Below are 25850 nucleotides of genomic sequence, written 5' to 3'. Positions count from 1 at the left end.
TTAAAACAATTCGATCCAATAACACTATATAACCTTTTCAAATACATATACCATAACTTACAACCTATTTACGGTTCAATAATAACTTGAGAAATAATAATAAGAAGAAGCTGTTCCCAACTTTTCGAGACAGCTTCTTCTTATTATTTATAATTCTTTATGAAAAGAATAACTCACCTTATCATACCCTTCTCTTTCATAAAAACGATGAGCATCAATTCTTGAAAATGCTGACGTGAGGGTGATAGACTCACATCCGTTTTCCTTTCCCCAGTTCTCTATATACGAAAGTAATACATTTCCATGTCCTTTTGAACGATGTGCGTCTGCCGTTACAAGGTCATATACGAAAACGTGCTTCTTATTATAAAAGTTCGTACAAATCGCTACACCTGCAAGGCTAACAACTTCATCATCTTCATTACGCAGCGAGAATAGTTTATAATTTTCTTCTTTCATATTTCGAAATAAAGTGCCTGTTTCCTCTTTTGAAAGTTGTGTTCGTAATTGCTGTAAAACAGGTAATACTTCATGTAATTGCTCTTCTGTTACTACTTCTTTAACATTCATTTTTAACTCTCCCTTAACTATTTATTTAATTTTCTAAATGTTATATCATTATTATAGAAAGTGACTGCCCTTTACTTAAGTGGCAGTTTCAGTATTTTTTATAAGGTCAGTTTTAAAGGAGAGTTTTATATGGATTTTACTATCCCATTGCAATTACAAAGTAACACACCTATTTACTTGCAAATTTACGAATATATAAAAGCTGAAATTATACAAGGGACTATTTCTGTTGGCACACGTCTACCCTCACACAGAAATTTAGCATCACAACTTAATATTAGCCGCATTACTGTTGAATCAGCTTATCAACAATTATTAGCTGAAGGTTATGTAGAAAGTAAACCGAAACGTGGTATTTTTGTAGCAAATTTCGATATTGACGTTATCCCAAATAAAAAACGAAATGCAGCAAAGAAGACGAGCAATTTGATAGACGAAAAATTCGAATACGATTGTAGCCAAGGGCTTATTGATCAAAATAAATTTCCGATTACAAATTGGAAACGGGCATTACAAGAATCCATACTTACATACGAAAATGCACTATTTGCCAAAGAAGACCCTCAAGGTGAATTCGCTCTTCGAGAGCATATATCAACATATTTATATCATTCTCGCGGTGTACATTCTTCACCTGATCAAATTGTGATCGGTGCCGGAACGCAGCCACTTCTCTGGTTACTACTTCAACTGCTTGGCCCTACAAAAGAATACGGCATTGAAAACCCTGGATTTCACCGTATACACGCAATCATTAAAAGCTGTGATAGACAAATCCATCCCATACCATTGGATGAAAAAGGGATTAATATTTCTAGCTTATACAATACAAATGCCAATGTCGCATACGTTACACCATCACACCAATTTCCACTTGGGATTATTATGCCTTTACCTAGAAGGTTAGAATTGTTAAAGTGGGCTAATGATTGCAATGGATACATTATTGAAGATGACTATGACGGAGAGTTTCGCTACGCTGGTAAGCCGATTCCTTCTTTACAAAGTCTTGATTCAAATGAACGCGTTATTTATATGGGGACTTTCTCAAAATCTTTTTTACCTTCTTTACGAATGGGATATGTTGTTTTACCACCACATCTTTTAAAAATATATCAAGAACTGTATGGAATTTTTAAACAAACAGTGGCTACAATACAACAACTTGCTTTTGCTAACTTTATACAAAGCGGGGATTGGGAACGTCACCTTAATCGGAGTCGTACACTATATAAAAGAAAACATCATGCGTTAGTAAAATCCATTATGAAAGAAATGGGGGCTAATGTTCAAATTCTTGGCGAACAGTCCGGACTTCATATTGTTTTATGTGTACATAACAGTATGAATGAAAATGAAATGATTGAATCCGCTAAAAAACAAAGCGTTAAATTATACCCACTTTCTCCATATGATTTCATGAATGATTTACGCAAGGAATCATATGTATTACTCGGTTTTGGTAGTATTCCGGAAAATAAAATTGAGACGTTGGCTACATTATTGAAAGACGCTTGGTTCCCTAGTTGCAAGGAAACTTGTTAACAGTGGGTTTAACTTGTAACATACTAACAATTCAACAAAATAAAAAAGAAGGTTGTTCCAAAATAACTTTTTGGACAGCCTTCTTCTAGTTACTCACCTGACCTAGCTTTCCTTCCCGGACGTTTCACACCAGTCGTTTCTGTTGAATAGGAAGCTTCAATTATAGCGGTTGGATCTACAGAGAGAACGAGATCTTTCATTTTCGGATAAATGAATCGGTTTGTAATGCAATAAATGATTCTCTTATGCTCCCCTAAAAAACCACCTTCTCCATGTAGATACGTAACAGATAGTTGCAATTCTTTCATAAGTAAATCGCCTATTTCTTTATTCTTACCAGAAATAATCATAACGCTCTTACCTTGATTAATACCATCTAATATAAAATCAATCATCTTCGTAACAATATAGAAAATTGCTAATGAGAACATCGCTTGTTCGATTGAAAATAAAATTGCAACAAAGATGAAAATAACTGCATTTACTGCAAGTAAAAATGTACTAATTGGTACATTAAAGTGTTTATTCATCCAAACTGCTAACATTTCCGAACCGTCAATTGCTCCACCCATTTTAACAACAATCCCAACACCAATTCCGAACAGCACTCCACCATAAAGTACAATTAATAACTCAGAAGTCGTAATTGCTGGAAATGGTTTTAAATAAATTAATCCGAGTGTTGTAACTACATTCGCATAAGATGTACGGATAAAAAATTTCTTTCCCATTACTTTTGCAGTAAATAATAAAATTGGGATATTAATTCCTAAGAAAACGCCATAAAGCGGCAATCCTGCAACTTTATTTGCCATAATAGCAATAGCCGTTACCCCGCCATCTACTAATCCATTAGGTGCTAAAATAAGCTCTAATGAACCTGCTACTATAATTGAGCCAATTGTTAATAATACGTATTCAAATACTTTCTTCATTCATTACCCCCAAAGCTTATATATTTTCTTAGTATTATTTTAACGTAATTTTTCTGCTAAGACAAAGATATCAGTTTATATACACAAAAGTTTCACCTTTATCGCTATTTTTATGTAACACATTTAGCGCGTAATACTAGAAACACACTTACCAATTAAAAGTAAGTGTGTTTTTAACATCTATTTAATCTTTACGTACGGCTTCATTTTTAATTCAAGTATTTCCTCAACTGCCCTTTGATATCCACCAGCATTTCTAAGCGACTCTCCCACTTTACGACTATTTTCCTTAAACGTCACATCATCCATTACTTTCTTTACAGTCTCACATAACAATTCAGAAGTTAACTCGTTACGATTAAGTCTTATGCCTGCCCCTACTTCAGTCAATCGTTTTGCAACGAATGGCTGATCTCCTGTTACCGGAATTACAACTAATGGAACACCGTAATATAACGCTTCACTCGAACTATTCATACCACCATGTGTCACGAATACATCAGCATGCTGTAAAACTTCTAATTGCGGGACATAATTATACAACTTAAAGTTTTTCGGGATATTTTCAAATTGACTTATATTTATCTTCTTACCAACGACTAATACGACTGTGGCATCTACATCTTTAAACGCTTCAAAACACTTTTCATACAGAGCAGGTTGCTCATTAAAAACTGTTCCCATAGAAATGAAAATTACTTTTTCATTTTTTAAATCTTCAGTAGGAAAACTCCCCACTTCTTTTCGAGTAGCAATTGATGGACCTACAAATTTATACGATTCATCAAATACATCTGAACGCGGCTGATATTCTTTTGAAGTATATACAATCGTAATATCACCAGGATGGTTCATAATATCATACATACTATTACATTTCATTCCATACTGCTTATTCCATCTTTCCATTCCCGCTAAACAAGATTGATATAATGGATTCATTTCATCTACTTGTCTCGATTCTTGCCCATCATGAAAATTAATGTACTGATTAACAGCAAACGTTGTACAAGATGAAACGCTTGGTAATTGTAAAATATTCGCTATAATACGTCCTACTGGAAAATGATTATCATATATTAAATAATCGTATTTTTCCTCTTTTGTTTCCTCTACAATTTGAGTAACAATACGCTCTGATGCTTCAATCATATGAGATAGCATCGTCAAAGGGCTCCCACCTTCATTTACTCGTTCCATAATATTAATTTGAGAGAGAAAATTCTCAAACACTCGGAATTCCGCACCTGTTGCTTCAACCTTCTTTCTATAATCTTCAATACAATAAGAAACAACTGTTTCCCCTCGCTGAATTAACTCACTTACAATAGCTAAAGTCGGATTAATATGACCTTCCCCAGGGAAATTTATTACGAGTACATTTGCCATAATATTCTCTCCTATCCATTTAATATAATAAAATTAACAATTAATTATATTAATTAATTTAAATCTATTATAAATGAATGCATTCTACTTCTTCATGCTTTTCTCTTCATTTTATTATTGAGAAATATTTTCAATAGTCTACATTATTCTGATTCACAATCTTATAAACGAATGCTTAATTCTACTTTTACTCTTCATAGCTTTAAAGATACGAGCTTTACATTCAAATACTATCACTCTGTTTTTTTTGACAATTCACACAAAAATGGAGAAATATAATATTTTTAATAAGTTCTCACTATAAATGTAACTATGATTTCAATTTTTTATCTTTATCCCCATAACACATCACCTGTTATATAATAAATTTATAGAATTTACAGAAAAAGAGGTCTTTTCATGTTACAACAACTATTCAATTCACCTATTCTATCCGTTCAAGCCTTGCACCCAGGTTATGAAGATCATGCAAGTGATGTTTTTCTCGTTCAAACAGAAGATACAGAAGTTATCGTTCGTGCTTCTAAAATGAATGAAGAACCAAATAATGATTTTTGGTGGGGATGTAAAAATTTATTTGGAATTGATCCAAGGAACGTCCATCATTTAGAAACGGTACATACATTGTTGCAAGAACATACGAATCTTCCTATCCCAACAATATTAGAAAAACATGTTTTAAATGGCCGTGAATTTGTGGTGGTTGAAAAGTTAGTAGGTAACACAGTTCAATCTTTTATCGAGCAACCAGATTCTATTTTATTCAGCCTAGGAAAAGGACTTGCAGAAATACATAAATTTAAAGCCGATTTCATAGGAAATCCGTCAGGCACGTTCCAAGTTCCACTAGATGAATTCCAATCACATATTTTAAACGTAAGTAAAGAGCTTGTGAATATGTTTTATTCTGATGATGAAAGCATACAAAATGCATTCCCTACCTTTGAATCACAACTTTCTTCCCTGTCCGTACCAAAGGAATCTACACTCGTCTTAATTGATATGGATCCTACTCAATTTTTATCTGACGGTACAACTATTACGGGTTTAGTAGATACTGAAGCTTACGCTGTTGCTCCGCGAGAGCTTGATTTTATCGGACTAGAATATGTACTTACCGAAAAAGAAGCACATGCCTTTCAAAGTGGTTACGAAACAATTATGTCTATTCCTCACTTAGAAGAATATAGACAGCCTTATCGTTATTTATACCGACTGTTATCTGTGCAAGGTAATGTGGAATTAAAGAAATGGTTAAGTCACCCATCCTATTTTTAAATACGAATGAGAGGGATTATACAATGGATATTCGGAAAAAGCGTTCTGTAACAGAAAGTGAAATACAGCAAATGAAGGATTTGGCTTATATTTGCGGGCAACAAGACAACCTTGATTACTCTTCAGATTTACATATCAACTTTTTAAAAAATCGAAATGAAGATTATATAAACGATTTTCTTCTTTATAACGGCACTCAATTAATTGGCGCTTTAAATATGTATGATTTTGAAAGACCAACAAAGCTTGAACTAATAGGCTTTGTACATCCTCATTTTAGAAAACAACGTTTCGGAACTATCCTTTTACAAACTGCAATGAAAGAAATACAAAATAGAGAGACAGATGAAGCTCTTCTTATTATCAATGGGGATTCTATTTCTGGGAATGAATTTGTAAAACATATGAAGTTACCATATTTATATAGTGAATATAGTATGGAGTTCAAGACAAACGAACTTCAAAAAACAACAGATAATAATATACAGCTTACTCTTGCAACTTCAGAATCACTTCTTGATCTTATTGAAATTTCTAGTAAAGCTTTTGGTGATTCAGTAGAAAATACGGCTACATGGTTACAAAAAATGATGACTTCACCTTCTCATAAAGTTTACAGTGCTCTTGTCGATAAAAAAATGATAGGAACGATTACAGTTACTGAGCAAGATCATTCTACTATATTATCAGGATTCGCTGTCCACCCTTCCTATCAAGGTAAAGGCTACGGTAAAGCTATTTTAAACTATATGACACATAAGCTCTTCACAAATGGTGCTACAACAATTGAATTACAAGTTGAAACAAAGAATAACAATGCTTTGAAGCTTTATACACAATGCGGTTTTGAAATTATGATGAAGCATGATTATTATAATTTAATGAATAGCAAGGAGAATATTTATGTCTAAAAAACTTATTTATTCTAATTATGATATTTTCGCATCTATTTATAATAAACATTGGGGGCATTTTTCTGAACACTCCTATCCAGCTTTTGAACAACTCGTTTTACAATATGCACAACCACGTTCTCATATTTTAGATCTTTGTTGCGGGACTGGTCATCTTACTAGGAAACTACTTGATCATAATTTTGTAGTAACTGGTATAGATGGTTCTACTCAAATGATTGAGTATGCACGTAAAAATGCGCCAGATGCAACCTTTATCGTCGATGACGCTCGCTATTTCAATATAAATGAGCAATTCCACTACGTCATCTCTGCCGGTGATAGTTTAAACCATATTATGAATTTAGATGAACTAAAAAGTGTGTTTCAGAAAGTTTACTCCGTATTACATAACGAGGGTATATTCGCATTTGATATGAATATGGAAAAAGGATTTCTTAAAAACTGGATTGCTTCATTTCATATTTCAGAGAAAGAATATGTTTGTACGATTGATTCTACATATAATAATGAAAATAAAAAAGCAGAAATGAACTTTATACTATTTCACCATGACATAGATAATAATTGGACAAGAAGTGACTTTTCTTTTGAAGAAGCTTGTTATTCCAATGAAGAAATAATTTCTTCATTGGAATCCGTAGGTTTTAAGAACATTCAATTCCACGGTACAAATAGAGCATTTTTCACTTGCCAAAAATAAAAAAACTGAATCGAAATGATTCAGTTTTTTCTTAATATATTTACAACTGCAGTTGTTTCGTCATTTTCTTTATAGACACGCGGAATTCTTCTATCTAGCATACATGTAACTTCATAGTTTATTGTACCTAACATATCCGCTATTTCTTCTACTGCGATATTTTCTTCACCTTGTTTACCGTAGAATACTACTTCGTCTCCTACTTGTACTGGCATCGCTTTTGAAACATCCAGCATTAACTGATCCATACAAACACGGCCGATAACAGGTACTCGAATCCCGTTAATTAACGCATAGCCTTTATTAGATAATTGACGATTATAACCATCAGCATAACCAATTGGTACAGTCGCAATCCATTCTTCACCAGTTGTTACATACGTATTCCCATAACTTACACCGCGATTCTTCTTCGCATGTTTAATATGAGCTACTTTTGATTTTAACGACAACGCAGGCTGTAAAGAAACGATTGTATGATCCACTTCTTTTGACGGATACATACCGTATACTCCTATTCCAACGCGTACCATATTTTGAAATGTGTTACTTAATTCCATTGATCCTGCACTATTTGAACTATGAATATATGGTATTTGAATTCCTAATTCTCTCGCTGTATTAACAGCTTTTTCAAATAAACTTGTTTGCATATTCGTATATGATTTATCGATTTCATCTGCCGTAGAGTAATGCGTAAATATCCCTACTACCTCTACATACTCCATACGGTTTAATTCTTCTAAAAATGGTTTAACCTCTTCTTCTTGTAAACCGATACGACTCATTCCTGTATCAATTTTCACTTGAATTTGTACTTTCTTTTGAAGACGGTTTGCAATTTCATTTATACCATGTAAATCTTCTACTCTATAAACAGTCATCATAACGTCATATTGAATTACATCTTCTACAGCCGCAACTGGTGTGTATCCTAAAATTAAAATCGGCACAGTAATTCCTGCTTCTCTTAATTCTATCGCTTCATCTACAAATGCAACTGCAAGTTGATTTATTCCTGCTTCAATTGCAGCTTTGGCAACTTCAACTGCCCCATGGCCATACCCATTCGCTTTTACAGCAGCCATCATCTTAATTTTTTCATCATTTACATGTTTTTTAAATTCGTTTACATTATGTTTTACAGCATTTAAGTCAATTTCTACAATTGTATCTCTTCCATATTTCAAACTCATTGGTCTAACTCCTAACTCAATAATTGCATTCCATTCTATTTCACGTTTCATATGACCTTTTACAATATAATACTTTTCATTATGCTAGTCAAACTACTAGAATTTTCGGAATTTTGAGTATGATATAATATCCTCAAGAAACTATTATATACGGAGACGAGGAGAATTACAATGTTTGTTCAATCTGCATTACATCAACTAAAAGTTGCTATTGATACTTCTATTGATATGCTTAACCAATATAGTGAAAACGATTTAAAAATACAACCGATTCACTCAAAACGATCATTATTTGAAATGTATGCACATCTTTCTCTTATTTGTCATGCTGATTTACTCATTTTAAATGGTATTTCAGAAAAAGAATTACATACCTTTTATATAGAACATACGCCCGTAACAGTTGCTCACATGCAACAAACGATGATTGAAGGATACAACCTTCTCTCTAAAACATTTCTTTCCTACTCCCAAATAGAATTAGCAGAAGTTATGACTGCCTATTGGGGGATTTCTTATTCGCGCTTTGAATGGTTACTTGAAATCGTTGCACACTTTTATCATCATCGTGGACAAATTCATATTTTATTATGCGAGCATATGAAAGATCCTCGCATTCCTTTATTTGAGTGATTTTCCACTCATTCATTAATTATAAATAGAGAAGCTACAAAACCAATAAAAAGTATCATTCCTAATAAAATAAATGTTTGAGCATAACCTCCTATTTTCATAAGATAAATAGAAATGATAGGCCCTATACTAGTACCTAAAAATAAAATAAAAGTATAAATAGATACCGCTATTCCCCTTGCTTTCCCTCCTAATTGACCTACAAGAGAAACTAAAGACGGAACGGATATAGCAATACCTATTACAAAACAGACACTCATCATTACAAGTAGAAATAGATACGAAACAAAGCCCATTGAACTTAGACTAAAAATAGCAATCAACAATCCTCCTTGAAGAACTTTCCTTATTTCAAACCTCTTTGTTAAACGACCTGCAAGTGGTGACAGCAACATACCAAACAGCCCTGCTAAGCGAAAATAAAGGATTTGTTCCGCAGTTAAATTGTAAGTAGGAGAGCTCAAATAATTCCCTAAAACAGTATACATATTAACAAAAGCCATTAATAAAACGAATGCAATTATATAGCTTAATACTAAGCTTTTATTTGTAAAAACTTTACCCATCTGTTTAATTGGTTCCAAAATATCAGTATAGGATTGAGACGTCTCTCCTTTCGGAAGAGAATAATAAACCCATATAGCAGTACTTATATAGACAATGCTAAGAAGAAAGAAAACCATATGCCATCCAAAATGCTGACTAACAGCAATACTTATTACCTGCCCTACAATTCCAGCTACTAAAAAACCGATACTAACAAACCCTATTGTTGTAACCCTTTTTTCTACTGGGAACATTTCTACAACGTAGGCTAACGCTACTGGAGAAAATGTAGCTGCGGCTATCCCCTGTATACCTCTAAAAATAACAAGCCAAAATAAACTATCTACAAACCCTAAGCAAAAAGAAACTATCGACAGTGCAAGCAATCCAATAAAAATCACTTTTTTTCGTCCATATTTATCAGAGATTGCCCCAAATAACAAACACCCTATAGCAAAGCCAACAGAAAATATACTTCCTGTAGCTGCCGAGTGTGTTAATGACGTATTAAAAATGTTTGAAAATAGAGAGATTAAAGGTATTGTTACATATAGGCTAGACATAACTACCATACCCGACCAACATAATACAGCTGTCATTATTGTATAATTCTTTTCACTATTTACTTCCTTTCCTATTTCCATCATAAACTCTCTCCCTTATTACCATTTATTTTTATTAGTTTAAAACCTCTAGATCACTAAAATAGCATTCCTTTAACTCTTATTTATTTTAATTACATAGCAAAAATTATCACCGTGCAAAAAGTTAGTTAAACATATAATAAGGCAAGCTAATTATATGTCCAAATAAATAAGTTGATCTTCATAATCAACTTATTTACCTACCTTCTCCTAATTTCACCTGCATAGTTGCTTGCATTTTATTTAATAGCTTTTCTAAAACTTGACGCTCTTCTTGATTAAAGCCATCAACTAACGAAGCGCAAGATAACCAAAAAGTTGGTAAAGAATGTGTAACTAGTTCTTTTCCTTTCGGAGTAATTTTCACCTTTAATCTTCTTCGATCTTTAGAATGGTGGAATCTTACGATTAACTCTCGTTTCTCCATCCAATCTAATAAGCCAGTGACAGAAGCACGTGTAATCCCTAATCGACTCGCAATATCCGAAGGACTCATGTTCACTTCTTCCCCATTCGCTTCCATTTCACGCAAAATAAACAATAGTAAAAAATCTAATTTACTCTCTGAAATACCAAGTGGAGCTAAATCTACGTCAACAGCATCAAGAACATTATCAGACGTCCATAACATTAACAAACCAAGTTTTGCTGCGATTGGATCCGTTTCCGCTGATGCTGTCTTTTTGATTAACTCTGCGTACGGCTCAATCCCTAAAGGAAGAGAATCTTTTCTTGAATCCATTCATCTTCACTCTCCTTTCTCGTTAATAATTAGCTTACCTAATTACTTTCTCATTATACTCATATTTTTCCTTTTATTGCAAGCACATTGTTGAACAAAAAAATCCTATTATTAAAACAGGATTTTTCACACTGACTAGCTATCAGTTTTAAATAATGCGTAACTTCTTTAAGGCATAAGAAATTCCGCCTTCACTCGCCTTCGTTGTAACGAAATCAGCCCTTCTCTTCAACTCCTCTCCACCATTTCCCATCGCAACTCCTAATCCTACATACTGCAACATCTCAATATCATTTCCACCATCACCAAAAGCAATGGCTTCTGATTTACTAATATTTAAATGTTCCAATACTTTTTGAATTGCAGTTAGCTTCGATACTTTACTATCTTCCAATACATTTATAACGTAACCATGAAAACGGTCAAACGTAAGTGCTGGATATCTTTCAATGAATTTTTGAGCTTCTGCTTCATCGGCATACAGACATATGCAATACATCTCATCTGACAAGTTTTTAACTTTGTCAGGATACCGCTCTAAATTTAAAGTTTCATTTAACGCTCGTATGACACGTTCATCTTTGGAGGCAATATCATTCATTGCAAATTCTTCTGTAAAGTAAGAAACACTGTGACCATGTAATTCAGCAAAATTTGAAATATCATGAACGATTTCGCTTGAAAGTACTGATTTATGTATAACTTCTTCCCCACATTTTATATGTGCACCATTTGCAGAAATATACGTATTTATGCCTAACCCCTTAAATTGTGAGCATAAACTATATGGTCTCCCTGTTGTAACAACTACGTGAATCCCCTTATCTATTAATCTTTGTACCGCTTCTTTTGTACTTTCGTGCATACTTCTATCAATCTCGCTTAAAAGCGTACCGTCAACATCAAAAAATGCAACTTTGTACATAAGTCTTTACATCCCGTCCAAATGATTCGTATCATTAATGAAATGCACCGTTTTTTGTTCACCCTCAATTTCAATTAAACTTATTCCCGTATCTCCCATTTTGAAATAGTAGTCCATTGAAATTGGCATATTGAAAAATGCACGTAATAGACTATTAATTACGCCTCCATGGGCAACAATCGCAATTCGATCATATGTATTCTCTGTCACAATTTTAGAAAAAATCCCTTCTATTCTCATTCGAAACTCAATAAATGACTCTCCGTTTTCAAAACGGTCATGAAGAAACTTTGGTTCTGGATATTTCTTTGCTTCTTCAAATGATAAGCCAGCTTGTATTCCATTATTAAACTCCATTAATTCCTCTTCTAATTGAATTGGACAACCAATTACTTCTGCTAATGTTTCACCCGTTTCACGAGCACGTTTTAATGTGCTTGCCCAAATGAAATCTGGTGCAAAATCTTTTTTCACTTTCTGTACAAGTTTTTGTACTTGTTGTCTCCCTTTTTCAGTTAACTCAAAATCAGCTCGTCCTTCATGCACATGTAAAATATCAGCTTCTGATTCTCCGTGGCGTATTAGTAGTATTTGCATGTTTCTCTCTCCCTTTATTTAACATTCATAAAATTCCATTATATCACATTTTAAGATTTCAAAATAAAAAAGGAACGGTCTCCCGTCCCTCATCCATTCACTTTTTCCGCATCATTCCAATAATATTTACTAAACGCTTCTGTTAACACATCAATTGTGTTATATAATTCATCTAACGTATTATCAACACCACCAACTTCAATTAACATCGCATTTTTCGATAAATCTTGGTTATAAACGCCATTTCCATCTTTTTTATACTTCGGAAAAATCCCTCTACTTAATCCGTAGTAGTTTTCATCTAAATAACTATTGATTGCTCTTGCAATTTTTTCATTTTCAGCACGCCTTTCATTTTCCATCCCAATTATAAAATATAATCTTGCATACGATTTCCCGTTAATTACTTTTGTTGTTACTTTCTTACGCTGGTCATCACGATGTATATCAATCGGAAACGCAATTTTATTATTTTGTGCTAATGCTTCTTTTACATATTCATGAGACGCTTTATATGACTGATACCATACCCACTTTTTACTCGCTAATAAATCACCCATATTCGTTTTATCGTGAATTACTGGAATTCCTTGCCCCTCAAGTTGTTCCTTCATACGTTTTCCTAGTAAGGACACATTTACATCTGGGCTAGATGGATCAGTTGCCCCTGGTAATAATGGAAAGAAGGATTCCCAGCTATGTGTATGATAAATATATACTGCACTCTCACCTTTTTTCGCTCCGTTCTTTTTCTGAACCGGATTATTCTTTTCCGCTTCTGTAACTTTATCTTTTGCTACTTTCCGCTCTTTCGTTACTTCTTCAATCGGTACACTAGATTCATTTGGGATATTCGTCAAGTTTGTCCCTTCCCCAGCTACGATAATGTTAGAATAATACTTTGACATACCAGGTACTTCTTTACCGACAAATGTTCTTAAATCTTTAATCTTCAAATCTGTCGCAATAGAGAACATTAAATTCCCAACTGACTCTCGTTTATTCTGCTTAAAATAATCAAATCCATAATAGCGATTCTCACTTTCTATCATTTGAACAAAACCTTGCATCGATACTTTTCCAAACCATTGATTTGCATAATTCGATTTCATTGTATGTAAAAGTGACGTCAGAATCGACGCTATCATAATTACTATTAGCGCATATAAAAGGAGTAACGAAATTAGTTTCTTCCCATGTATTCGAGTTGCATACTTTTTCACTGCATCACCTTCTTTATACATGGATATGTACAAGCTTTTCGGAATATACGCACAAAAAAAGAGAAATGGTATCCCATTTCTCTTCCTCACTTTTATTGTTCTTTTCCTGTATCATTTGAAGGTAGTTTCTTCGCTTGTTTTTCTTTAAATATTTCTCCAATTGCCCCAAGAGTACCAAGTGTTTCAATTGCATTAGACGGAATAAAGACTTTATTTGCTGGTCCTTTTGCAACTTCTTCTAATGATTCAAATGATTTATAAGCAAGTATACGTTCATCTATATTCGCTTCACGAAGCAATTCAATACGGTTTTGTTCTGCTTTTGCGATTTCTTCAATTGCTCTTGCTTCCCCTTGCGCTTCTAATTCTTTCGCTTCTTTTAAACCTTCAGCTTCGCGAATACGCGCTTCTTTATCCCCTTCAGCCATCAAGATTTTACTTTGCTTTTCCCCTTCAGCGCGAAGAACTTTATCTTGTTTTGCTGCTTCAGCTTCTAAAATAATCGCACGTTTATTACGCTCAGCCTTCATTTGTTTTTCCATTGATGCTTGCACATCTTTTGGCGGGTTAATATCAACAACTTCGACACGTTCAATACGTACGCCCCATTTTTCTGTTGCTTCATCAAGCGCTAAGCGGATTTCTGTTGAAATTTTTTCACGACCAGATAACGTTTCATCTAGTTCCATTTTACCGATGATTTGACGCATCGTTGCTGAAGTAATATTACGAACACCATATTCATAGTTTGAAATACCATATGTCGCAAGTTCTGGTTCAACAATTTGATAGAAAATAATTGTATCAATTTCTACTTGAACATTATCTTTCGTAATTACCTTTTGCGGTGGTACATTCGTTTGTTGAATACGTAAGTCATGATATACACGGACACGATCTACAATTGGTATTAAAATATTTAACCCAGGGTGCATGATACGTTGAAACTTACCAAATCTTTCAACAACCCCAACTTTTTGCTGAGGAATAATTTTAATTGTTAATGCGATAAATGTAACTACAATTAGTGCGAATATAATCGTTAACGTTAATGCTACCATATTTATTCACTCTCCTTTTTCACTTGTAATATAGTACTATGCCTCTTTATAACAACGACTTTTTCTCCAGCATCAATTGAAGAATCTGCAATAGCTGTCCAAGTATCTCCATCCACCTTTACAATACCATTCGCTTCATTTGTAATCGCTTGCATAATAATCCCTTTTTTACCAACAAGCATATCTACTGTATCAGTAAAACCTTTTGCTTCTCGAAAGTTTTTTGAAATTCTTTTCGTAAAGAATGTCAAAGTTAAACTTACAATTGCACCAACAGTAACTTGTAACAGTAGTGCATCAGGAGCAAACAAAGCAATAAGACCTCCGACAACAGCCCCAATTCCAAGCCAAAGCATGTAAAATGTAATCGACAACATTTCTGCGATAAATAAAATACCAGCTATTATAAACCAAATTACCCAAGCAGCCATATGCAACCCTCACTTTCTTTCTCATTTTCTATATGTATATGAAGAAAAGAATGGTTTATCCGCCCTTTCTTACACTTGGGCGTTTGCTACAAGCTATTGTACATACTCACTGTTACAATGATTATTAATATAATACTATATCAATATATTCTTCATTATACATGAAAATTCCTTTCAAAAAGTGACAAAAAATGAAATTCTTTAAAAATTTTAATTTTTAAACTACAATTATTCTAATTACTAAATACTATTTTTTAGAGGTGGTATTCTTATTGAAAAACCAGTCACTAACTTACTACTTAGGTTCCAAAATATGCATTACTCTTGCTGACATCGTATATGTAATGATTATTACAACTCATATTTATATAGCAACTAAATCAGCTACTATTACTGCTCTTTTTCCACTATTACAAGTTATCACAAATCTAATTGCTAACATCTCTGCACCTCTTATAGTAAATCGTTTTCCACCTTATACGTTGTTATATACGCTACAATGGCTAAAAACAGTCTTTTTACTATTATTAATGATTTTATTTCCGGTCTTATCCACAAATATTATAGCTCTATTAACTTTTATTTTTTTCATTTCATTATGTAGTGGATGGAGTGCTCCATTACTATACAGCATTCTTCCGCGCCTTACACCAAAAGAAAAATTAGTAAAAGTAAATAGTATCTTTTCCTTTTCAACACAAATTGCGCAAGCCGCCGCTTATTCATTTACGAGTGTTATCGTTCTTCTCATTGGCGCTACATCTACACTCATGATTAATAACATGTTGATGATTTTTGGATGCATTGCATTACACTTTTCATTACATACCATACATACTGAACGAATAGCAGACCCTCCCTCTTCAAAAAGTACTGCTTTATCGGAAGGTTGGAAACTCTTATTTCAAAATCCTTCTCTCCGTACCGTTACATATATGGACTTAATTGAAACTTTCGCAGGGACAATATGGATTGGTGCTATTACAATGGCATATGTTACGTCTATTCTTCATAAAAGCGAAGAATGGTGGGGATATATTAATACAAGTTATTATGTTGGTACGTTAATCGGTGGTCTATTAGCATGGAAAATGAGTTCCTATATTCAAAACAATTTAATACGCTCCATGTCGATTGGCTCTCTTATGTTTAGCATTCTTACATTTTTATATGGTATGACGAGCAGCGGATTTATTGCGCTTTTTCTATGTGTTCTAATGGGACCATGTTATCAAATTAGAGATATTTCTCAAACGACAGTTTTACAATCAAGTGTCGCCCCTTCTTTATTATCAAAAATGTATACAGCACATGGCGCCCTTCTTTCAACAACTTCTGGTCTTTCTATGCTTAGCGTTGGCATTATTACTGATATGTTCGGTGTCCGTACAATTTATATAATCGCTTCTATTCTTATTTTATGTTCCGCTTGTTTATCTTTCAGTTTATTAAAATATTATAAACCAGAGTAGAATAATCTATCACTGTAGTCAACACAGCAAAAAGGACAGGAATTCCCTGTCCTTTTTGTTTATTCTGTTCATGACAAGTTCGGGATTTTTCTATGTTTTGTCGCCTGTTCAAAACCGTAAGCTAGCTTAATTAATATCCCTTCACTAAAGGCAGTACTTGCAATCGTAATTCCAAAAGGTCTCCCGCTTTCCATATACCCTGCTGGTATTGCTATAGACGGATAACCCGCTTTCGCACATATAGTAGAACCTATATAGGAAGGAAACAGTATCGCATCAAGATTATATTTTTCCAATGCAAAATCAATGCCTTGTTCTTGAGAAAAATATATATCTTCTAATCTCGCATTTAAATATTCTGGATTTCGTAACGTATTAGGAAAATCTTTTCTTCTCTCTAACTTAGTTTGTCCATATTTTAAAGCTCTTTCTGCCATGTTTTTATTAAACTCCATTAACTCCGAAATAGAATGTACCGGAATAGTAGAAGGTAATTTAGAAAGATAGTTATCTAAACTATGCTTCAGTTCATAAAGCGGAACTCCCCAACTCCATTCTCTATGAAAAGAATGAATATCAATATTCTCTACTACTGCCGCTCCTTCATTACGTAATACTTGGATCGTTTCTTTAAACAATTTTTCATCATACTCACCATTTTCGTAATAATCTTTTGGTGCGTCGTTAAACACACCAATTTTCGCTCCATTTAAACCATTAGCATCAAGGTAAGATGTATAATCCGGATATGCCCTACCTTCACTTTTACGAGTTGCTACATCTTTCTCATCCACTCCAGTTAAGCTCCCTAGTAAAATAGCGGCATCTGTTACTGTTCTAGCAAATGGTCCAGCTGTATCTTGCGAATAAGTGAATGGAATAATTCCTCTACGACTAATTAGACCGACAGTCGGTTTAATGCCAACTACAGAGTTTTGAACAGCGGGGCTCAAAATAGAAGCATCGGTTTCTGTCCCAATAGATACTACTGTAAAGTTAGCGGCAACTGCTATCGCAGAGCCTGTACTTGAGCCCCCAACAAACATACCATCCTTACCCGTTCCGTATGGATTAAGTGTTTGACCACCTCTTGCACTATATCCAGCCCACATTTTAAAAGACATTGCATTTGCTAATTCTGTCATATTCGTTTTTCCTATTATCACGGCCCCTGCTTCTCGCAGTTTAGTAACGAGAAATGCATCTTCACTACTTATATTTTGTTCTAGAGCAATCGTACCTGCACTTGTATGCATGGAGTCATTCGTTTCAATATTATCCTTAACCAAAACAGGTATACCATGTAGCGGACCCCTTACACCCTTTGTCTTTCTTTCATGATCTAACGCTTCTGCAATAAAAATAGCATCTGGATTGATTTCTAAAATTGAATTGATTTTCGGTCCGTCTTGATCATACTTTGCGATTCTATAGAGATAATACATCACTAGCTCTTTTGAAGTTAACTTTCCAGATTCCATTTCATTTTGAATATCTTGAATTGTTAGTTCCGTTTTTAAGATTGGATTAAACTGAATTTCCATTTATATTCTCCCTTATATGAACTTTTTTAGCGTATACCCCTTACTTTTTCATTTTTTCACCTCAACACATCCTAAATTAATATCCCTTTAAAGAAATTCAATTTCCTTATTTAAACACCTTTAATTTCCCGAAAAATAAAAAAAGTCTGAAACGGATTAACCTTCGCTTCAGACTCTTACATTACTGTGCGTATACTTCATCTAACAAATTTAAAAACTCACCTTGTTTCCCAGCTAATTCAGGGCATTTTGCAATATTAATCCATTCGTAGCAAAATACTAATCCTTTATCTTCCTCACCAGCACTTACAATATGTTCCCAAGTATCCTTTACATCTGTTAGTAAAGTTACATGGAAAAAGTGGCGTTTTTCATATTCCTGTTTTTCTTTCATATGTATAATGTAATCTGCTAAAAAACGCTCTATGCATAAATGACGCAATCCGGATTCTTCCTGTACTTCACGCAATATAGCCGCTTCTAACGTTTCACCTTCATCAACCGTTCCCCCTGGCACTTGAATACCAGCTTCATGTATATCACGATGTTTAAAAACAAGTAATTGCATAACCCCCTCTTTTTCTCTTGTAATATATGCATGTACTTTTTTCTTATATAACATCGTCATTGTACGCCTCTCCCCTCAATTGTTCACTCTGTTACTTCTTCAAGCGTCAGTTGATTATCATACAAATATGTAGCTTGTGGATTTCCCACATACCTTACGTGCCATGGTTCATACCGATAGCCCGTAATCGTCTCTTTCGCTTTTGTGTATCGAATCACAAAACCAAATTTATGGGCATTTTCAGAAAGCCACTGACCTTCTTTCGTTTCCCCAAAAACCGTCTCTAACTGAAATTTAGCAGATTGAGACGTAATATCCATAGCTAGTCCAGTTTGATGCTCACTTGTACCAGGAACCGCGCTAGACATTGCTGTTTTTGCTTCTCCATCTTGTTTTTTATACATCGTATTTAATGCTTTTTGTCGATCAAAAGATCTAAATCCAGAAACTGCAAACAGGAAAATACGCTCGTTGTCAGCCTGCTGAAACATATCCTCAAGCGCCCTCGCTGCCTCTTTTCTCATCTTTTTCTTTTCTTGATCACCTTCACTAGAGTAGCGCACTTTCGGAATAACTAAATCTGGCGGTCTATACCCATCTGGTAAACGCCTACTTTTATTCACAAGTACAAGCATTGAATTCGGATTATTAATTACCGCAATATCCCCATCCATATTAGCAATCGTTTCTTTTGCTTTCGGAAATATGCTATTTACACTTACTTCCCGCGCCTGCTTATCCTTATACATTTTATAATTGATTCCTGCTACTCCAACAATAATTATTGCAGCTATGATACCAAGTAGTGCCCATCTTTTTTTCATATAACGACCTCTTATTTTAATAATTTGGCCATTTCATACTCATCGATGCCCTTTCCATCGATAATAAGAGCAGCTTTTTTGACACCTTCTTTCTCAAATCCAGCTTTTTTATATAGTGCCTGAGCTCTTGTATTGTGGGCCATTACTGTTAATTCTAAACGCCATACATCATGTAATTTTGCCCACTTCTCAACCTCTTTAAACAATCTCGTCCCAATACCTCGCCCGTTATACTCTTGCAAAATACCAATTACAATGGTTGCTACATGCCTCTTTCTTTGAATGTTATTTCCATTCACTAATATAAAACCTACTATCCTCTCATCTTCAACTGCTACAAATATTGTTGCATATTCATTTTCTATAAAGCGATGGATCATTTTTTCTTGTTGCTCAGCTGTAGTTTTTCTTTCTCCTGGTTCATATAACATAAACTTCGTTTCTTCATCTAATTGCTTACTTAATTGCAAAAATGATGCTGCATCTTCTATTTTGATTTCCCTAATCACTTCAATCACCCTACCAGTTTCATAATAAAAAGTTTTCCTTATAAAAAGATTTTCTCTACTTTCCCGAAAATCCCTTTGTAAATCTCCTACTATAAATTGACAAATTTCGATATTACTATAACAACGACAAATTATGTCTATTCTGTGACGTCTCATCATTACAAAGAAAAAACGCAAGCATTACACTTACGTTTTTTCAAAAATACTGTGAACTCATCTTCATCAGGTGAGGTCTCTCACCAATTTAAATTTCACTTTATCCATTCACTTTTTCTGCCTGCCAAAAATATTCACCAAATGCTTTAGCAAGTGCATCAATTGATCGATTCAATTCTTCCTCTGTATTATCTACACCGCCAACTTCTATTAATATCGCTTGTCCTGATAGGTCTTGATTATAGATTCCATTTCCTGTCTGGAACCCTTTTTGAATGACCCCACGACTCACTCCTGGATATTTCTTATTAATCGCCTCATGTAAAGCTGTCGCTAATTGTAAGTTTTTTTCATAGTTTTTATTTCCTTTCCCTACTACAAATGCAAGCTTTGCATATGATTTATCTCCAATTGTTTTTGTCGTTACATTCTTTCGGGCACTATCACGATGCAAATCAAAAAAGTATTGAAGATCTTTATTTCCAGCCATAGCTTGCTGCACAATTTCTCGTGACATCTTATACGAACTATTACTGTTTAAACCTTTACTTATTAACTTTTGACCAACATCACTCTTATCGTTAGTGGCGCCAATTCCTTCACCTTCTAGTTGTTCACGGAAACGGTCTCCTAATATAGAAATATTCGATACAGAACTCGTTGCTTTATTCGGATTCGGGTCATTCGTTAAGTTAAGTAAAGGTAAATAGGATTCCCAGCTATGTGTATGATAAATAAACGCAACTTGTCTTTTCCCGGTCGTTTGGGACGGCTGTTTTTTCTCTTTACTCGTATCTTGTTTAGGTGCTTGTCCAGTTCCACTAGTCCGTTCCTTCACTACTTCTTCAAGAGGGACACTCGACTCTATCGGTAAGTTAGAATAATTTGTACCCTCACCCGCAATAACAATTTCTGTATCGTACTTACCAAACCCAGGGAGCTCTTTCCCGACAAAACTGCGTACATCATTAAAGCGAATATTTGTAGCCATAGAAAAGAGAAAAGAAGAAATTGAAAAATCTTGATTCAAATTTCGATACTCCTGTGTAAAATAATGATTCTCTTTTCCAAGTACATACATGTAACCATTCATCGATAACTCATTTAACCAATTATATAAATACGTTGACTTCGTCTCTTTCATAGAGGTTACCATCATACTAATAAGAAAAAAAGTCGCTAGCACTGTAGTAATAACAAATAAAACTAACTTACGCATGCTTGTAAACTTCATAAAAAAAAAGCCCCGATTCATACTATCACCTCTCTATTTCAAGTTATGTACAAGCCCTAGAGAATAGACCGTTAAAATTTCGGCTATATTGTTAATGAGGTGAAATGAATTGAAGCTATTAATAGGAATATTACCAATCGCTCTATCATTCATTTTTTATTTGTCCGCTAAGCATCCAAAAGTCTCTATTGTGCTACATATTTCTGCGTACTTGGCACTGTATGTACTCGGTACAATTATTTCCATTAATATATACGATGTTTTAATACAAGATTTAGTTTTCATGACAAGCATTCATGGAATTTTACTGAATCCATTTTTCCTTATTGCAGGAGCGTATATAGGAACTTACACTTTGTACCTACTTTTGTCTCACATTATTATGAAAATAAAAAATGGAGCGTAATGAAATGCAACCACCATTTATCTGTCATACATGCAAAAAAAGAATTGTAAGAAAGAAAGATCTTATTACAGCCACATGGTGCTTCCGCTTTTATTTATTTCACAGTGATTGTTTTAAACGACAGCAAGTGTTCATCTCACGGTTTCTCCCTGTGAATACACTTTTCAATTTCTTTCTTATTGTATATGGACTTATTTTTGGCAGTATTCTTATGATTACAGAACCATCTATTATTTGGCTGACTTTCTTTTTCCCCATTTTTTATCGGTTTCTTTCTTATTATTATGTTGAACGTTTTTTCTCTACATAACGAGTTGACTGTCCTTTAGGAATGCTTAAACATAGCCACTCATTTTCTTTTAACATTTTACCGATGTAAATAATCTGTCCAATATGCAATGCATAATGAGAAATTTGCCTTTCAATTGCTTGCAGGACCGTATGAGCTTCACCACGAATGTATACCGTCTTCAATAGATGTTCCGGCAATATCGTATTCATCGTATTAAAAACGTATTCCCATCCTTCTTGCCACGCTGCAAGGGCTTCCTTCTTTGAAGAATAGCCTCCTTCAAATTCACCATCTCGGTCACGATCAACTTTTTCACCATCAGATGTTAAAAAATCCGTCCATCTAGAACGCATATTACCATGCAGATGCTTTATAATAATCGCTATACTATTTGTTTCTTCATGAGAAGACCATTGTATTTGTTCGTATGATAATTGAGAAAGTGCCCGTTCCCCTTGCTTCTTTGTTGCTTTAAAGTTCGAAATCGCACATTGTAAATATTCTCGTCCGATACCCATATTAGCCCCTGCCTTCACCCTAGCTAATTTTTGTTCCATTTGGCAATTCCATATTAGGCTGAAGCAACACAACATCATCAGCTTCAGGAACGCCGCCAAGCACAAGCACTTCCGATTTAAATCCAGCTACACGCTTTGGCGGGAAATTTACAACAGCAACAATTTGTTGACCGACTAAACCTTCTGGGCTATACCTTTTCGTAATTTGAGCACTTGACTGCTTTATCCCAATTTCTCCAAAATCAATTTCTAGTTTAATCGCTGGAACTCTCGCTTCTTTAAATTCCTCTGCATGTATTACAGTTCCAATTCGCAAATCCAAATTTAAAAAATCTTCAAAATTAGCCATTTTATCATTCCTCCCAATTATTACTTAGACAAAATATAAAAATCCCCTTCAAAAAAAGAAAGGTGCCTAAGCACCTTTCTTTTGTAATTTACTTGATTCATTTGATTTATAGAGGAAGAAACCGAGAATCCCGCCAATACATGATGGAATTAACCATCCGATTCCTTCGTTATATAACGGTAACATTTGTAGTACATTAGAAATCACGTCAATTTTAATGTTCGCACTTTCTAAACCGTTAAAGAAACTAATTAACAATGCACCTAAAATAGCTCCAATATAAATTGTATTACGCTTCCCAATCCACTTATGGAAATACGAAAGTACGATTAATACAATTGCAACTGGATAAATGATCATTAACACAGGTAATGTTACGGCGATTAATTGTGTTAAACCTAGGTTAGATACAATTAAACTAAATACACATACCATTGTTACAATCGTTTTATGTGAAAGTTTTGGGAATAAGTTTGTAAAGAAACCCGCACACGCAGATGTTAACCCAACAGAAGTTGTTAAACAAGCGAGTATAATAACAAGCCCCAATAAAATTTTACCACTCGTCCCATATAGCTCATTTACAACATTCGTTAAAATAAGACCACCGTTTTCTGAGACACCAAGTGATGTACTTGTTGAACCAAGATAAGCAAGTGATAAATAAATTAACGTTAAACCAAGTACAGCAATAATACCTGATACGACTGTTATTTTTGCAATTTGACTACTCTCTTTTATCCCTTTAGAGCGAATAACTTGTACAACGACAATTCCAAATACGAGAGCACTAATTGCATCCATCGTTAAATATCCTTGAATAAATCCACCAAAGAAAGCATTTTCTTTGTAAGCAGCTAACGGCGCAGCCGGCTCTCCAATTGGATCAATAATTGCCTTTCCGACAATAACAGCGACAATTAATACCAATAGTGGCGTAAGAAACTTTCCGAACCAATCCACTAATTTAGATGGATTTAATGATAAATACCACGTTATTCCGAAGAAAACTATCGTGAAAAGAAATAGCATGTACCACTCTGAAACCATTGCCTCTGATAAAAACGGCTTCATACCCATTTCAAACGAAACAGCTCCAGTACGCGGGATTGCGAAAAATGGTCCAATTGCTAAATAACTAATCAATGGGAAAATAAACGCAAATATAGGGTGGACTCTAGAAGACAGCGCTTTCAAGTCCCCCTCTACAAACGCGACAGCTGTTACAGCTAGTAGGGGTAATCCGACTCCCGTTACAAGGAATCCTATTGTAGCAATCCAAACATTCTCTCCTGCTTGTTGACCTAAAACTGGCGGAAAAATTAAATTTCCTGCTCCTAAAAATAATGCAAATAGCATTAAACCAATTGCTACCGTATCACCTGGCCTTAAACGTCCCTTCATGCTCTTCATTTGCATAGCACTTTTCCATTGTTTATCTCTATATTTTACAATATGCTATGCATCCTCCTCTCTGCTCAAGATGATAAAATATGCCCCTTACAAAGCAGTGTCTTTCTCCATAATTTCTCCATTCCCCTTATTTTTACTCTAATCATTAATACAATTGTTATTTTCGAATTTTGATTTTTTTGAATTTTTACATCATTAGAGTGTTATTACGTGGAGTATAGTTGTCAGACCTCTTTGTTTTTATCACACATATAGTAACATATTTAGTTGCAAAATAAAAACATATTTTCAAATTGATTTTTTTGAAAATCGAAATTATCTACAATTTTTATTCTCTTACACAAATATTGTTACAATCTCTCCTATTATCCTATCGTTATTTTCAAATAACTTTACACACGTAACATAACAAAAGCCATCCAAGATAATTAGATGGCTTTTGTATGTTACTCTATCGTTTCAACTTCACGTGGATTTTTCATCTCTTCCACATACACAACTCTAAATCCGTGATCTTCTAAATCTTTCAATAATGTCTCTAATTCACCGTCGTTAAACTCTTCTCCTAATGTAAACATAATTCTCCGAACTAATAAGGCATCATTATCAAAAGTCATCAAACTTTGAATACCAGTGTATTTCTTTAAAACTGTCGATAACTTTTGAATTGCTCCATTATAGTCTTGCGTTCCAATCATGACAGAGTATTTACTAGAGTGAACGCCCCATGCATCCTCTAATAACTCAAAAACTTTTTTATGCGTTAAAATTCCAAGGAAAATCCCTTTTTCGTCAACTACTGATAAATATGGCAATTTTTTTATTGTAAAAAATACTTTAAAGAAAGATGAATCTTCTCTCACAAATCCTTCTTTATCGTTTAATAATTGTATTACACTCTCATCAAGCGATCCTTTATATTCTAAAATATCTACTTTATATATATTCCCTAAAAATTTCTCTTTTTTTTCATCTAAAACTGGTACACAACGATACCCCGTTTTATTTAAATGCTCTAACGCTTCCCCTATCGTAATCGAACTTGAGCACAGTAAAACTTCCCTTTTCGGCACGTAATTCCCTTTAATCCTCATAAAAAGCCTCCTTATGTTAAAATACTTTCTGTGCCATAACTATATTATATTTTCAGAAAAAAATAAATAATTTATTTTATTTTTCTGAAAATTTTCCATTTTCTTGTCATAATTTATTCATGAATCCTTCACTTGCACT

At 34.1% G+C, this 25850-nt stretch carries 28 protein-coding genes; 8 read left to right on the top strand and 20 right to left on the bottom strand.

The annotated features are described in order from the left end of the window. Positions 1 to 147 precede the first annotated feature (147 nt). A complete protein-coding gene (locus tag ASE54_RS03585; protein WP_001101124.1) occupies positions 148 to 570 on the bottom strand; it encodes a GNAT family N-acetyltransferase in 423 nt (140 codons plus the stop codon). A 129-nt stretch (positions 571 to 699) separates the two neighbouring features. On the opposite strand from ASE54_RS03585, the gene ASE54_RS03580 reads away from it, so the two are divergent. Continuing rightward, positions 700 to 2115 carry a PLP-dependent aminotransferase family protein gene (locus ASE54_RS03580; RefSeq protein WP_000348040.1) on the top strand — a complete coding sequence of 472 codons (1416 nt, stop codon included), beginning with the start codon at positions 700 to 702 and terminating at the stop codon, positions 2113 to 2115. An 89-nt stretch (positions 2116 to 2204) separates the two neighbouring features. On the opposite strand, the gene ASE54_RS03575 is transcribed toward ASE54_RS03580, so the two are convergent. Beyond that, on the bottom strand, positions 2205 to 3050 hold the full coding sequence (locus tag ASE54_RS03575) for a YitT family protein (protein ID WP_000755126.1): 846 nt from the start codon (positions 3048 to 3050) through the stop codon (positions 2205 to 2207). 180 nt (positions 3051 to 3230) lie between these two features. Continuing rightward, entirely contained in the window at positions 3231 to 4439 is a 1209-nt protein-coding gene (locus tag ASE54_RS03570; protein ID WP_000024469.1) for a macrolide family glycosyltransferase, read from the bottom strand. 399 nt (positions 4440 to 4838) lie between these two features. Between ASE54_RS03570 and ASE54_RS03565 the strand changes: the two genes are divergently transcribed. Genes ASE54_RS03565 through ASE54_RS03555 form a run of 3 tightly spaced genes read left to right on the top strand, consistent with a single transcriptional unit; the run spans position 4839 to position 7334 of the window. Next, entirely contained in the window at positions 4839 to 5717 is an 879-nt protein-coding gene (locus tag ASE54_RS03565) for a nitrate reductase (protein WP_000941370.1), read from the top strand. Positions 5718 to 5740: 23 nt separating this feature from the next. Further along, entirely contained in the window at positions 5741 to 6628 is an 888-nt protein-coding gene (locus ASE54_RS03560) for a GNAT family N-acetyltransferase (protein ID WP_000354633.1), read from the top strand. Next, positions 6621 to 7334, top strand: coding sequence for a class I SAM-dependent methyltransferase (locus ASE54_RS03555; protein ID WP_000038499.1), 714 nt, complete (start codon positions 6621 to 6623; stop codon positions 7332 to 7334). Before ASE54_RS03560 ends, ASE54_RS03555 begins: the two co-directional genes overlap by 8 nt. Before the next feature lie 20 nt (positions 7335 to 7354). On the opposite strand, the gene alr is transcribed toward ASE54_RS03555, so the two are convergent. Continuing rightward, positions 7355 to 8530, bottom strand: coding sequence for an alanine racemase (gene alr / locus ASE54_RS03550; RefSeq protein WP_014895227.1), 1176 nt, complete (start codon positions 8528 to 8530; stop codon positions 7355 to 7357). A 171-nt stretch (positions 8531 to 8701) separates the two neighbouring features. Between alr and ASE54_RS03545 the strand changes: the two genes are divergently transcribed. Beyond that, entirely contained in the window at positions 8702 to 9163 is a 462-nt protein-coding gene (locus tag ASE54_RS03545) for a hypothetical protein (RefSeq protein ID WP_000497993.1), read from the top strand. A gap of 8 nt (positions 9164 to 9171) precedes the next feature. Here the strand turns inward: ASE54_RS03545 and ASE54_RS03540 are convergent, their stop codons facing one another. From ASE54_RS03540 to ASE54_RS03510, 7 genes are all read right to left on the bottom strand, one after another. Then, positions 9172 to 10353: an MFS transporter gene (locus tag ASE54_RS03540; protein ID WP_003309395.1), complete on the bottom strand. Its 1182-nt coding sequence runs from the start codon at positions 10351 to 10353 to the stop codon at positions 9172 to 9174. A 196-nt stretch (positions 10354 to 10549) separates the two neighbouring features. Beyond that, the gene (locus tag ASE54_RS03535; protein ID WP_000378334.1) at positions 10550 to 11095 is read right to left on the bottom strand and encodes a MarR family transcriptional regulator; all 546 of its coding nucleotides are present in this window, start codon (positions 11093 to 11095) and stop codon (positions 10550 to 10552) included. A 148-nt stretch (positions 11096 to 11243) separates the two neighbouring features. Continuing rightward, positions 11244 to 12020: a Cof-type HAD-IIB family hydrolase gene (locus tag ASE54_RS03530; RefSeq protein ID WP_000278724.1), complete on the bottom strand. Its 777-nt coding sequence runs from the start codon at positions 12018 to 12020 to the stop codon at positions 11244 to 11246. Between the two features lie 6 nt (positions 12021 to 12026). Further along, positions 12027 to 12617 carry a histidine phosphatase family protein gene (locus ASE54_RS03525; protein WP_001166447.1) on the bottom strand — a complete coding sequence of 197 codons (591 nt, stop codon included), beginning with the start codon at positions 12615 to 12617 and terminating at the stop codon, positions 12027 to 12029. Positions 12618 to 12706: 89 nt separating this feature from the next. Further along, a complete protein-coding gene (locus tag ASE54_RS03520) occupies positions 12707 to 13861 on the bottom strand; it encodes a stage II sporulation protein P (RefSeq protein WP_003277922.1) in 1155 nt (384 codons plus the stop codon). A 71-nt stretch (positions 13862 to 13932) separates the two neighbouring features. Beyond that, the gene (locus tag ASE54_RS03515; protein ID WP_000226256.1) at positions 13933 to 14901 is read right to left on the bottom strand and encodes an SPFH domain-containing protein; all 969 of its coding nucleotides are present in this window, start codon (positions 14899 to 14901) and stop codon (positions 13933 to 13935) included. Positions 14902 to 14903: 2 nt separating this feature from the next. Then, positions 14904 to 15332, bottom strand: coding sequence for an NfeD family protein (locus tag ASE54_RS03510; protein ID WP_000741972.1), 429 nt, complete (start codon positions 15330 to 15332; stop codon positions 14904 to 14906). A 272-nt stretch (positions 15333 to 15604) separates the two neighbouring features. On the opposite strand from ASE54_RS03510, the gene ASE54_RS03505 reads away from it, so the two are divergent. After that, complete coding sequence (locus tag ASE54_RS03505; RefSeq protein WP_000795939.1) at positions 15605 to 16804, top strand: MFS transporter; 1200 nt, start codon at positions 15605 to 15607, stop codon at positions 16802 to 16804. Between the two features lie 68 nt (positions 16805 to 16872). Here ASE54_RS03505 and ASE54_RS03500 read toward each other — a convergent pair whose 3' ends face one another. From ASE54_RS03500 to ASE54_RS03480, 5 genes are all read right to left on the bottom strand, one after another. Further along, the gene (locus ASE54_RS03500) at positions 16873 to 18348 is read right to left on the bottom strand and encodes an amidase family protein (protein WP_000405405.1); all 1476 of its coding nucleotides are present in this window, start codon (positions 18346 to 18348) and stop codon (positions 16873 to 16875) included. 181 nt (positions 18349 to 18529) lie between these two features. Next, positions 18530 to 18976: an NUDIX domain-containing protein gene (locus ASE54_RS03495; protein ID WP_000178283.1), complete on the bottom strand. Its 447-nt coding sequence runs from the start codon at positions 18974 to 18976 to the stop codon at positions 18530 to 18532. 23 nt (positions 18977 to 18999) lie between these two features. Beyond that, the gene (locus ASE54_RS03490) at positions 19000 to 19740 is read right to left on the bottom strand and encodes a M15 family metallopeptidase (RefSeq protein WP_000747643.1); all 741 of its coding nucleotides are present in this window, start codon (positions 19738 to 19740) and stop codon (positions 19000 to 19002) included. Between the two features lie 11 nt (positions 19741 to 19751). Then, complete coding sequence (locus tag ASE54_RS03485; protein WP_000617583.1) at positions 19752 to 20249, bottom strand: GNAT family N-acetyltransferase; 498 nt, start codon at positions 20247 to 20249, stop codon at positions 19752 to 19754. 256 nt (positions 20250 to 20505) lie between these two features. Then, positions 20506 to 21660: a stage II sporulation protein P gene (locus ASE54_RS03480; RefSeq protein WP_001079284.1), complete on the bottom strand. Its 1155-nt coding sequence runs from the start codon at positions 21658 to 21660 to the stop codon at positions 20506 to 20508. Positions 21661 to 21748: 88 nt separating this feature from the next. On the opposite strand from ASE54_RS03480, the gene ASE54_RS03475 reads away from it, so the two are divergent. Together ASE54_RS03475 and ASE54_RS33565 are read left to right on the top strand one after the other, a co-directional pair. Further along, on the top strand, positions 21749 to 22045 hold the full coding sequence (locus ASE54_RS03475; protein WP_000770731.1) for a hypothetical protein: 297 nt from the start codon (positions 21749 to 21751) through the stop codon (positions 22043 to 22045). Positions 22046 to 22049: 4 nt separating this feature from the next. Next, positions 22050 to 22355 carry a hypothetical protein gene (locus ASE54_RS33565; protein ID WP_043333388.1) on the top strand — a complete coding sequence of 102 codons (306 nt, stop codon included), beginning with the start codon at positions 22050 to 22052 and terminating at the stop codon, positions 22353 to 22355. Here the strand turns inward: ASE54_RS33565 and ASE54_RS03470 are convergent. The 4 genes from ASE54_RS03470 to cbpA form a co-directional block, all read right to left on the bottom strand. Further along, positions 22328 to 22894: a DUF1572 domain-containing protein gene (locus ASE54_RS03470; protein ID WP_000435822.1), complete on the bottom strand. Its 567-nt coding sequence runs from the start codon at positions 22892 to 22894 to the stop codon at positions 22328 to 22330. The genes ASE54_RS33565 and ASE54_RS03470 overlap by 28 nt on opposite strands. Continuing rightward, positions 22875 to 23204, bottom strand: coding sequence for a chaperone CsaA (csaA, locus tag ASE54_RS03465; protein ID WP_001263021.1), 330 nt, complete (start codon positions 23202 to 23204; stop codon positions 22875 to 22877). The genes ASE54_RS03470 and csaA overlap by 20 nt, the downstream gene beginning before the upstream one ends. 66 nt (positions 23205 to 23270) lie before the next feature. Further along, positions 23271 to 24623, bottom strand: a complete 1353-nt coding sequence (gene brnQ / locus ASE54_RS03460) for a branched-chain amino acid transport system II carrier protein (protein ID WP_001178100.1) — start codon at positions 24621 to 24623, stop codon at positions 23271 to 23273. A gap of 440 nt (positions 24624 to 25063) precedes the next feature. After that, positions 25064 to 25711: a cyclic di-AMP binding protein CbpA gene (cbpA, locus tag ASE54_RS03455; RefSeq protein WP_001220522.1), complete on the bottom strand. Its 648-nt coding sequence runs from the start codon at positions 25709 to 25711 to the stop codon at positions 25064 to 25066. Between the last annotated feature and the right edge of the window lie 139 nt (positions 25712 to 25850).

Source organism: Bacillus sp. Root131 (genome assembly GCF_001429475.1).
Classification (GTDB): Bacteria; Bacillota; Bacilli; order Bacillales; family Bacillaceae_G; genus Bacillus_A; species Bacillus_A thuringiensis_S.
Note: the sequence above shows the minus strand (reverse complement) of the source record. Positions and strands in the feature narration are given on the sequence as shown.

Excerpts from the sequence above, each read along its gene's own strand:
- ASE54_RS03585 (WP_001101124.1), bottom strand. The coding sequence starts at position 570 with ATGAATGTTAAAGAAGTAGTAACAGAAGAGCAATTACATGAAGTATTA.
- ASE54_RS03580 (WP_000348040.1), top strand. The coding sequence starts at position 700 with ATGGATTTTACTATCCCATTGCAATTACAAAGTAACACACCTATTTAC.
- ASE54_RS03575 (WP_000755126.1), bottom strand. The coding sequence starts at position 3,050 with ATGAAGAAAGTATTTGAATACGTATTATTAACAATTGGCTCAATTATA.
- ASE54_RS03570 (WP_000024469.1), bottom strand. The coding sequence starts at position 4,439 with ATGGCAAATGTACTCGTAATAAATTTCCCTGGGGAAGGTCATATTAAT.
- ASE54_RS03565 (WP_000941370.1), top strand. The coding sequence starts at position 4,839 with ATGTTACAACAACTATTCAATTCACCTATTCTATCCGTTCAAGCCTTG.
- ASE54_RS03560 (WP_000354633.1), top strand. The coding sequence starts at position 5,741 with ATGGATATTCGGAAAAAGCGTTCTGTAACAGAAAGTGAAATACAGCAA.
- ASE54_RS03555 (WP_000038499.1), top strand. The coding sequence starts at position 6,621 with ATGTCTAAAAAACTTATTTATTCTAATTATGATATTTTCGCATCTATT.
- alr (WP_014895227.1), bottom strand. The coding sequence starts at position 8,530 with ATGAGTTTGAAATATGGAAGAGATACAATTGTAGAAATTGACTTAAAT.
- ASE54_RS03545 (WP_000497993.1), top strand. The coding sequence starts at position 8,702 with ATGTTTGTTCAATCTGCATTACATCAACTAAAAGTTGCTATTGATACT.
- ASE54_RS03540 (WP_003309395.1), bottom strand. The coding sequence starts at position 10,353 with ATGGAAATAGGAAAGGAAGTAAATAGTGAAAAGAATTATACAATAATG.
- ASE54_RS03535 (WP_000378334.1), bottom strand. The coding sequence starts at position 11,095 with ATGGATTCAAGAAAAGATTCTCTTCCTTTAGGGATTGAGCCGTACGCA.
- ASE54_RS03530 (WP_000278724.1), bottom strand. The coding sequence starts at position 12,020 with ATGTACAAAGTTGCATTTTTTGATGTTGACGGTACGCTTTTAAGCGAG.
- ASE54_RS03525 (WP_001166447.1), bottom strand. The coding sequence starts at position 12,617 with ATGCAAATACTACTAATACGCCACGGAGAATCAGAAGCTGATATTTTA.
- ASE54_RS03520 (WP_003277922.1), bottom strand. The coding sequence starts at position 13,861 with ATGTATAAAGAAGGTGATGCAGTGAAAAAGTATGCAACTCGAATACAT.
- ASE54_RS03515 (WP_000226256.1), bottom strand. The coding sequence starts at position 14,901 with ATGGTAGCATTAACGTTAACGATTATATTCGCACTAATTGTAGTTACA.
- ASE54_RS03510 (WP_000741972.1), bottom strand. The coding sequence starts at position 15,332 with ATGGCTGCTTGGGTAATTTGGTTTATAATAGCTGGTATTTTATTTATC.
- ASE54_RS03500 (WP_000405405.1), bottom strand. The coding sequence starts at position 18,348 with ATGGAAATTCAGTTTAATCCAATCTTAAAAACGGAACTAACAATTCAA.
- ASE54_RS03495 (WP_000178283.1), bottom strand. The coding sequence starts at position 18,976 with ATGACGATGTTATATAAGAAAAAAGTACATGCATATATTACAAGAGAA.
- ASE54_RS03490 (WP_000747643.1), bottom strand. The coding sequence starts at position 19,740 with ATGAAAAAAAGATGGGCACTACTTGGTATCATAGCTGCAATAATTATT.
- ASE54_RS03480 (WP_001079284.1), bottom strand. The coding sequence starts at position 21,660 with ATGAATCGGGGCTTTTTTTTTATGAAGTTTACAAGCATGCGTAAGTTA.
- ASE54_RS33565 (WP_043333388.1), top strand. The coding sequence starts at position 22,050 with ATGCAACCACCATTTATCTGTCATACATGCAAAAAAAGAATTGTAAGA.
- ASE54_RS03470 (WP_000435822.1), bottom strand. The coding sequence starts at position 22,894 with ATGGAACAAAAATTAGCTAGGGTGAAGGCAGGGGCTAATATGGGTATC.
- csaA (WP_001263021.1), bottom strand. The coding sequence starts at position 23,204 with ATGGCTAATTTTGAAGATTTTTTAAATTTGGATTTGCGAATTGGAACT.
- brnQ (WP_001178100.1), bottom strand. The coding sequence starts at position 24,623 with ATGCAAATGAAGAGCATGAAGGGACGTTTAAGGCCAGGTGATACGGTA.
- cbpA (WP_001220522.1), bottom strand. The coding sequence starts at position 25,711 with ATGAGGATTAAAGGGAATTACGTGCCGAAAAGGGAAGTTTTACTGTGC.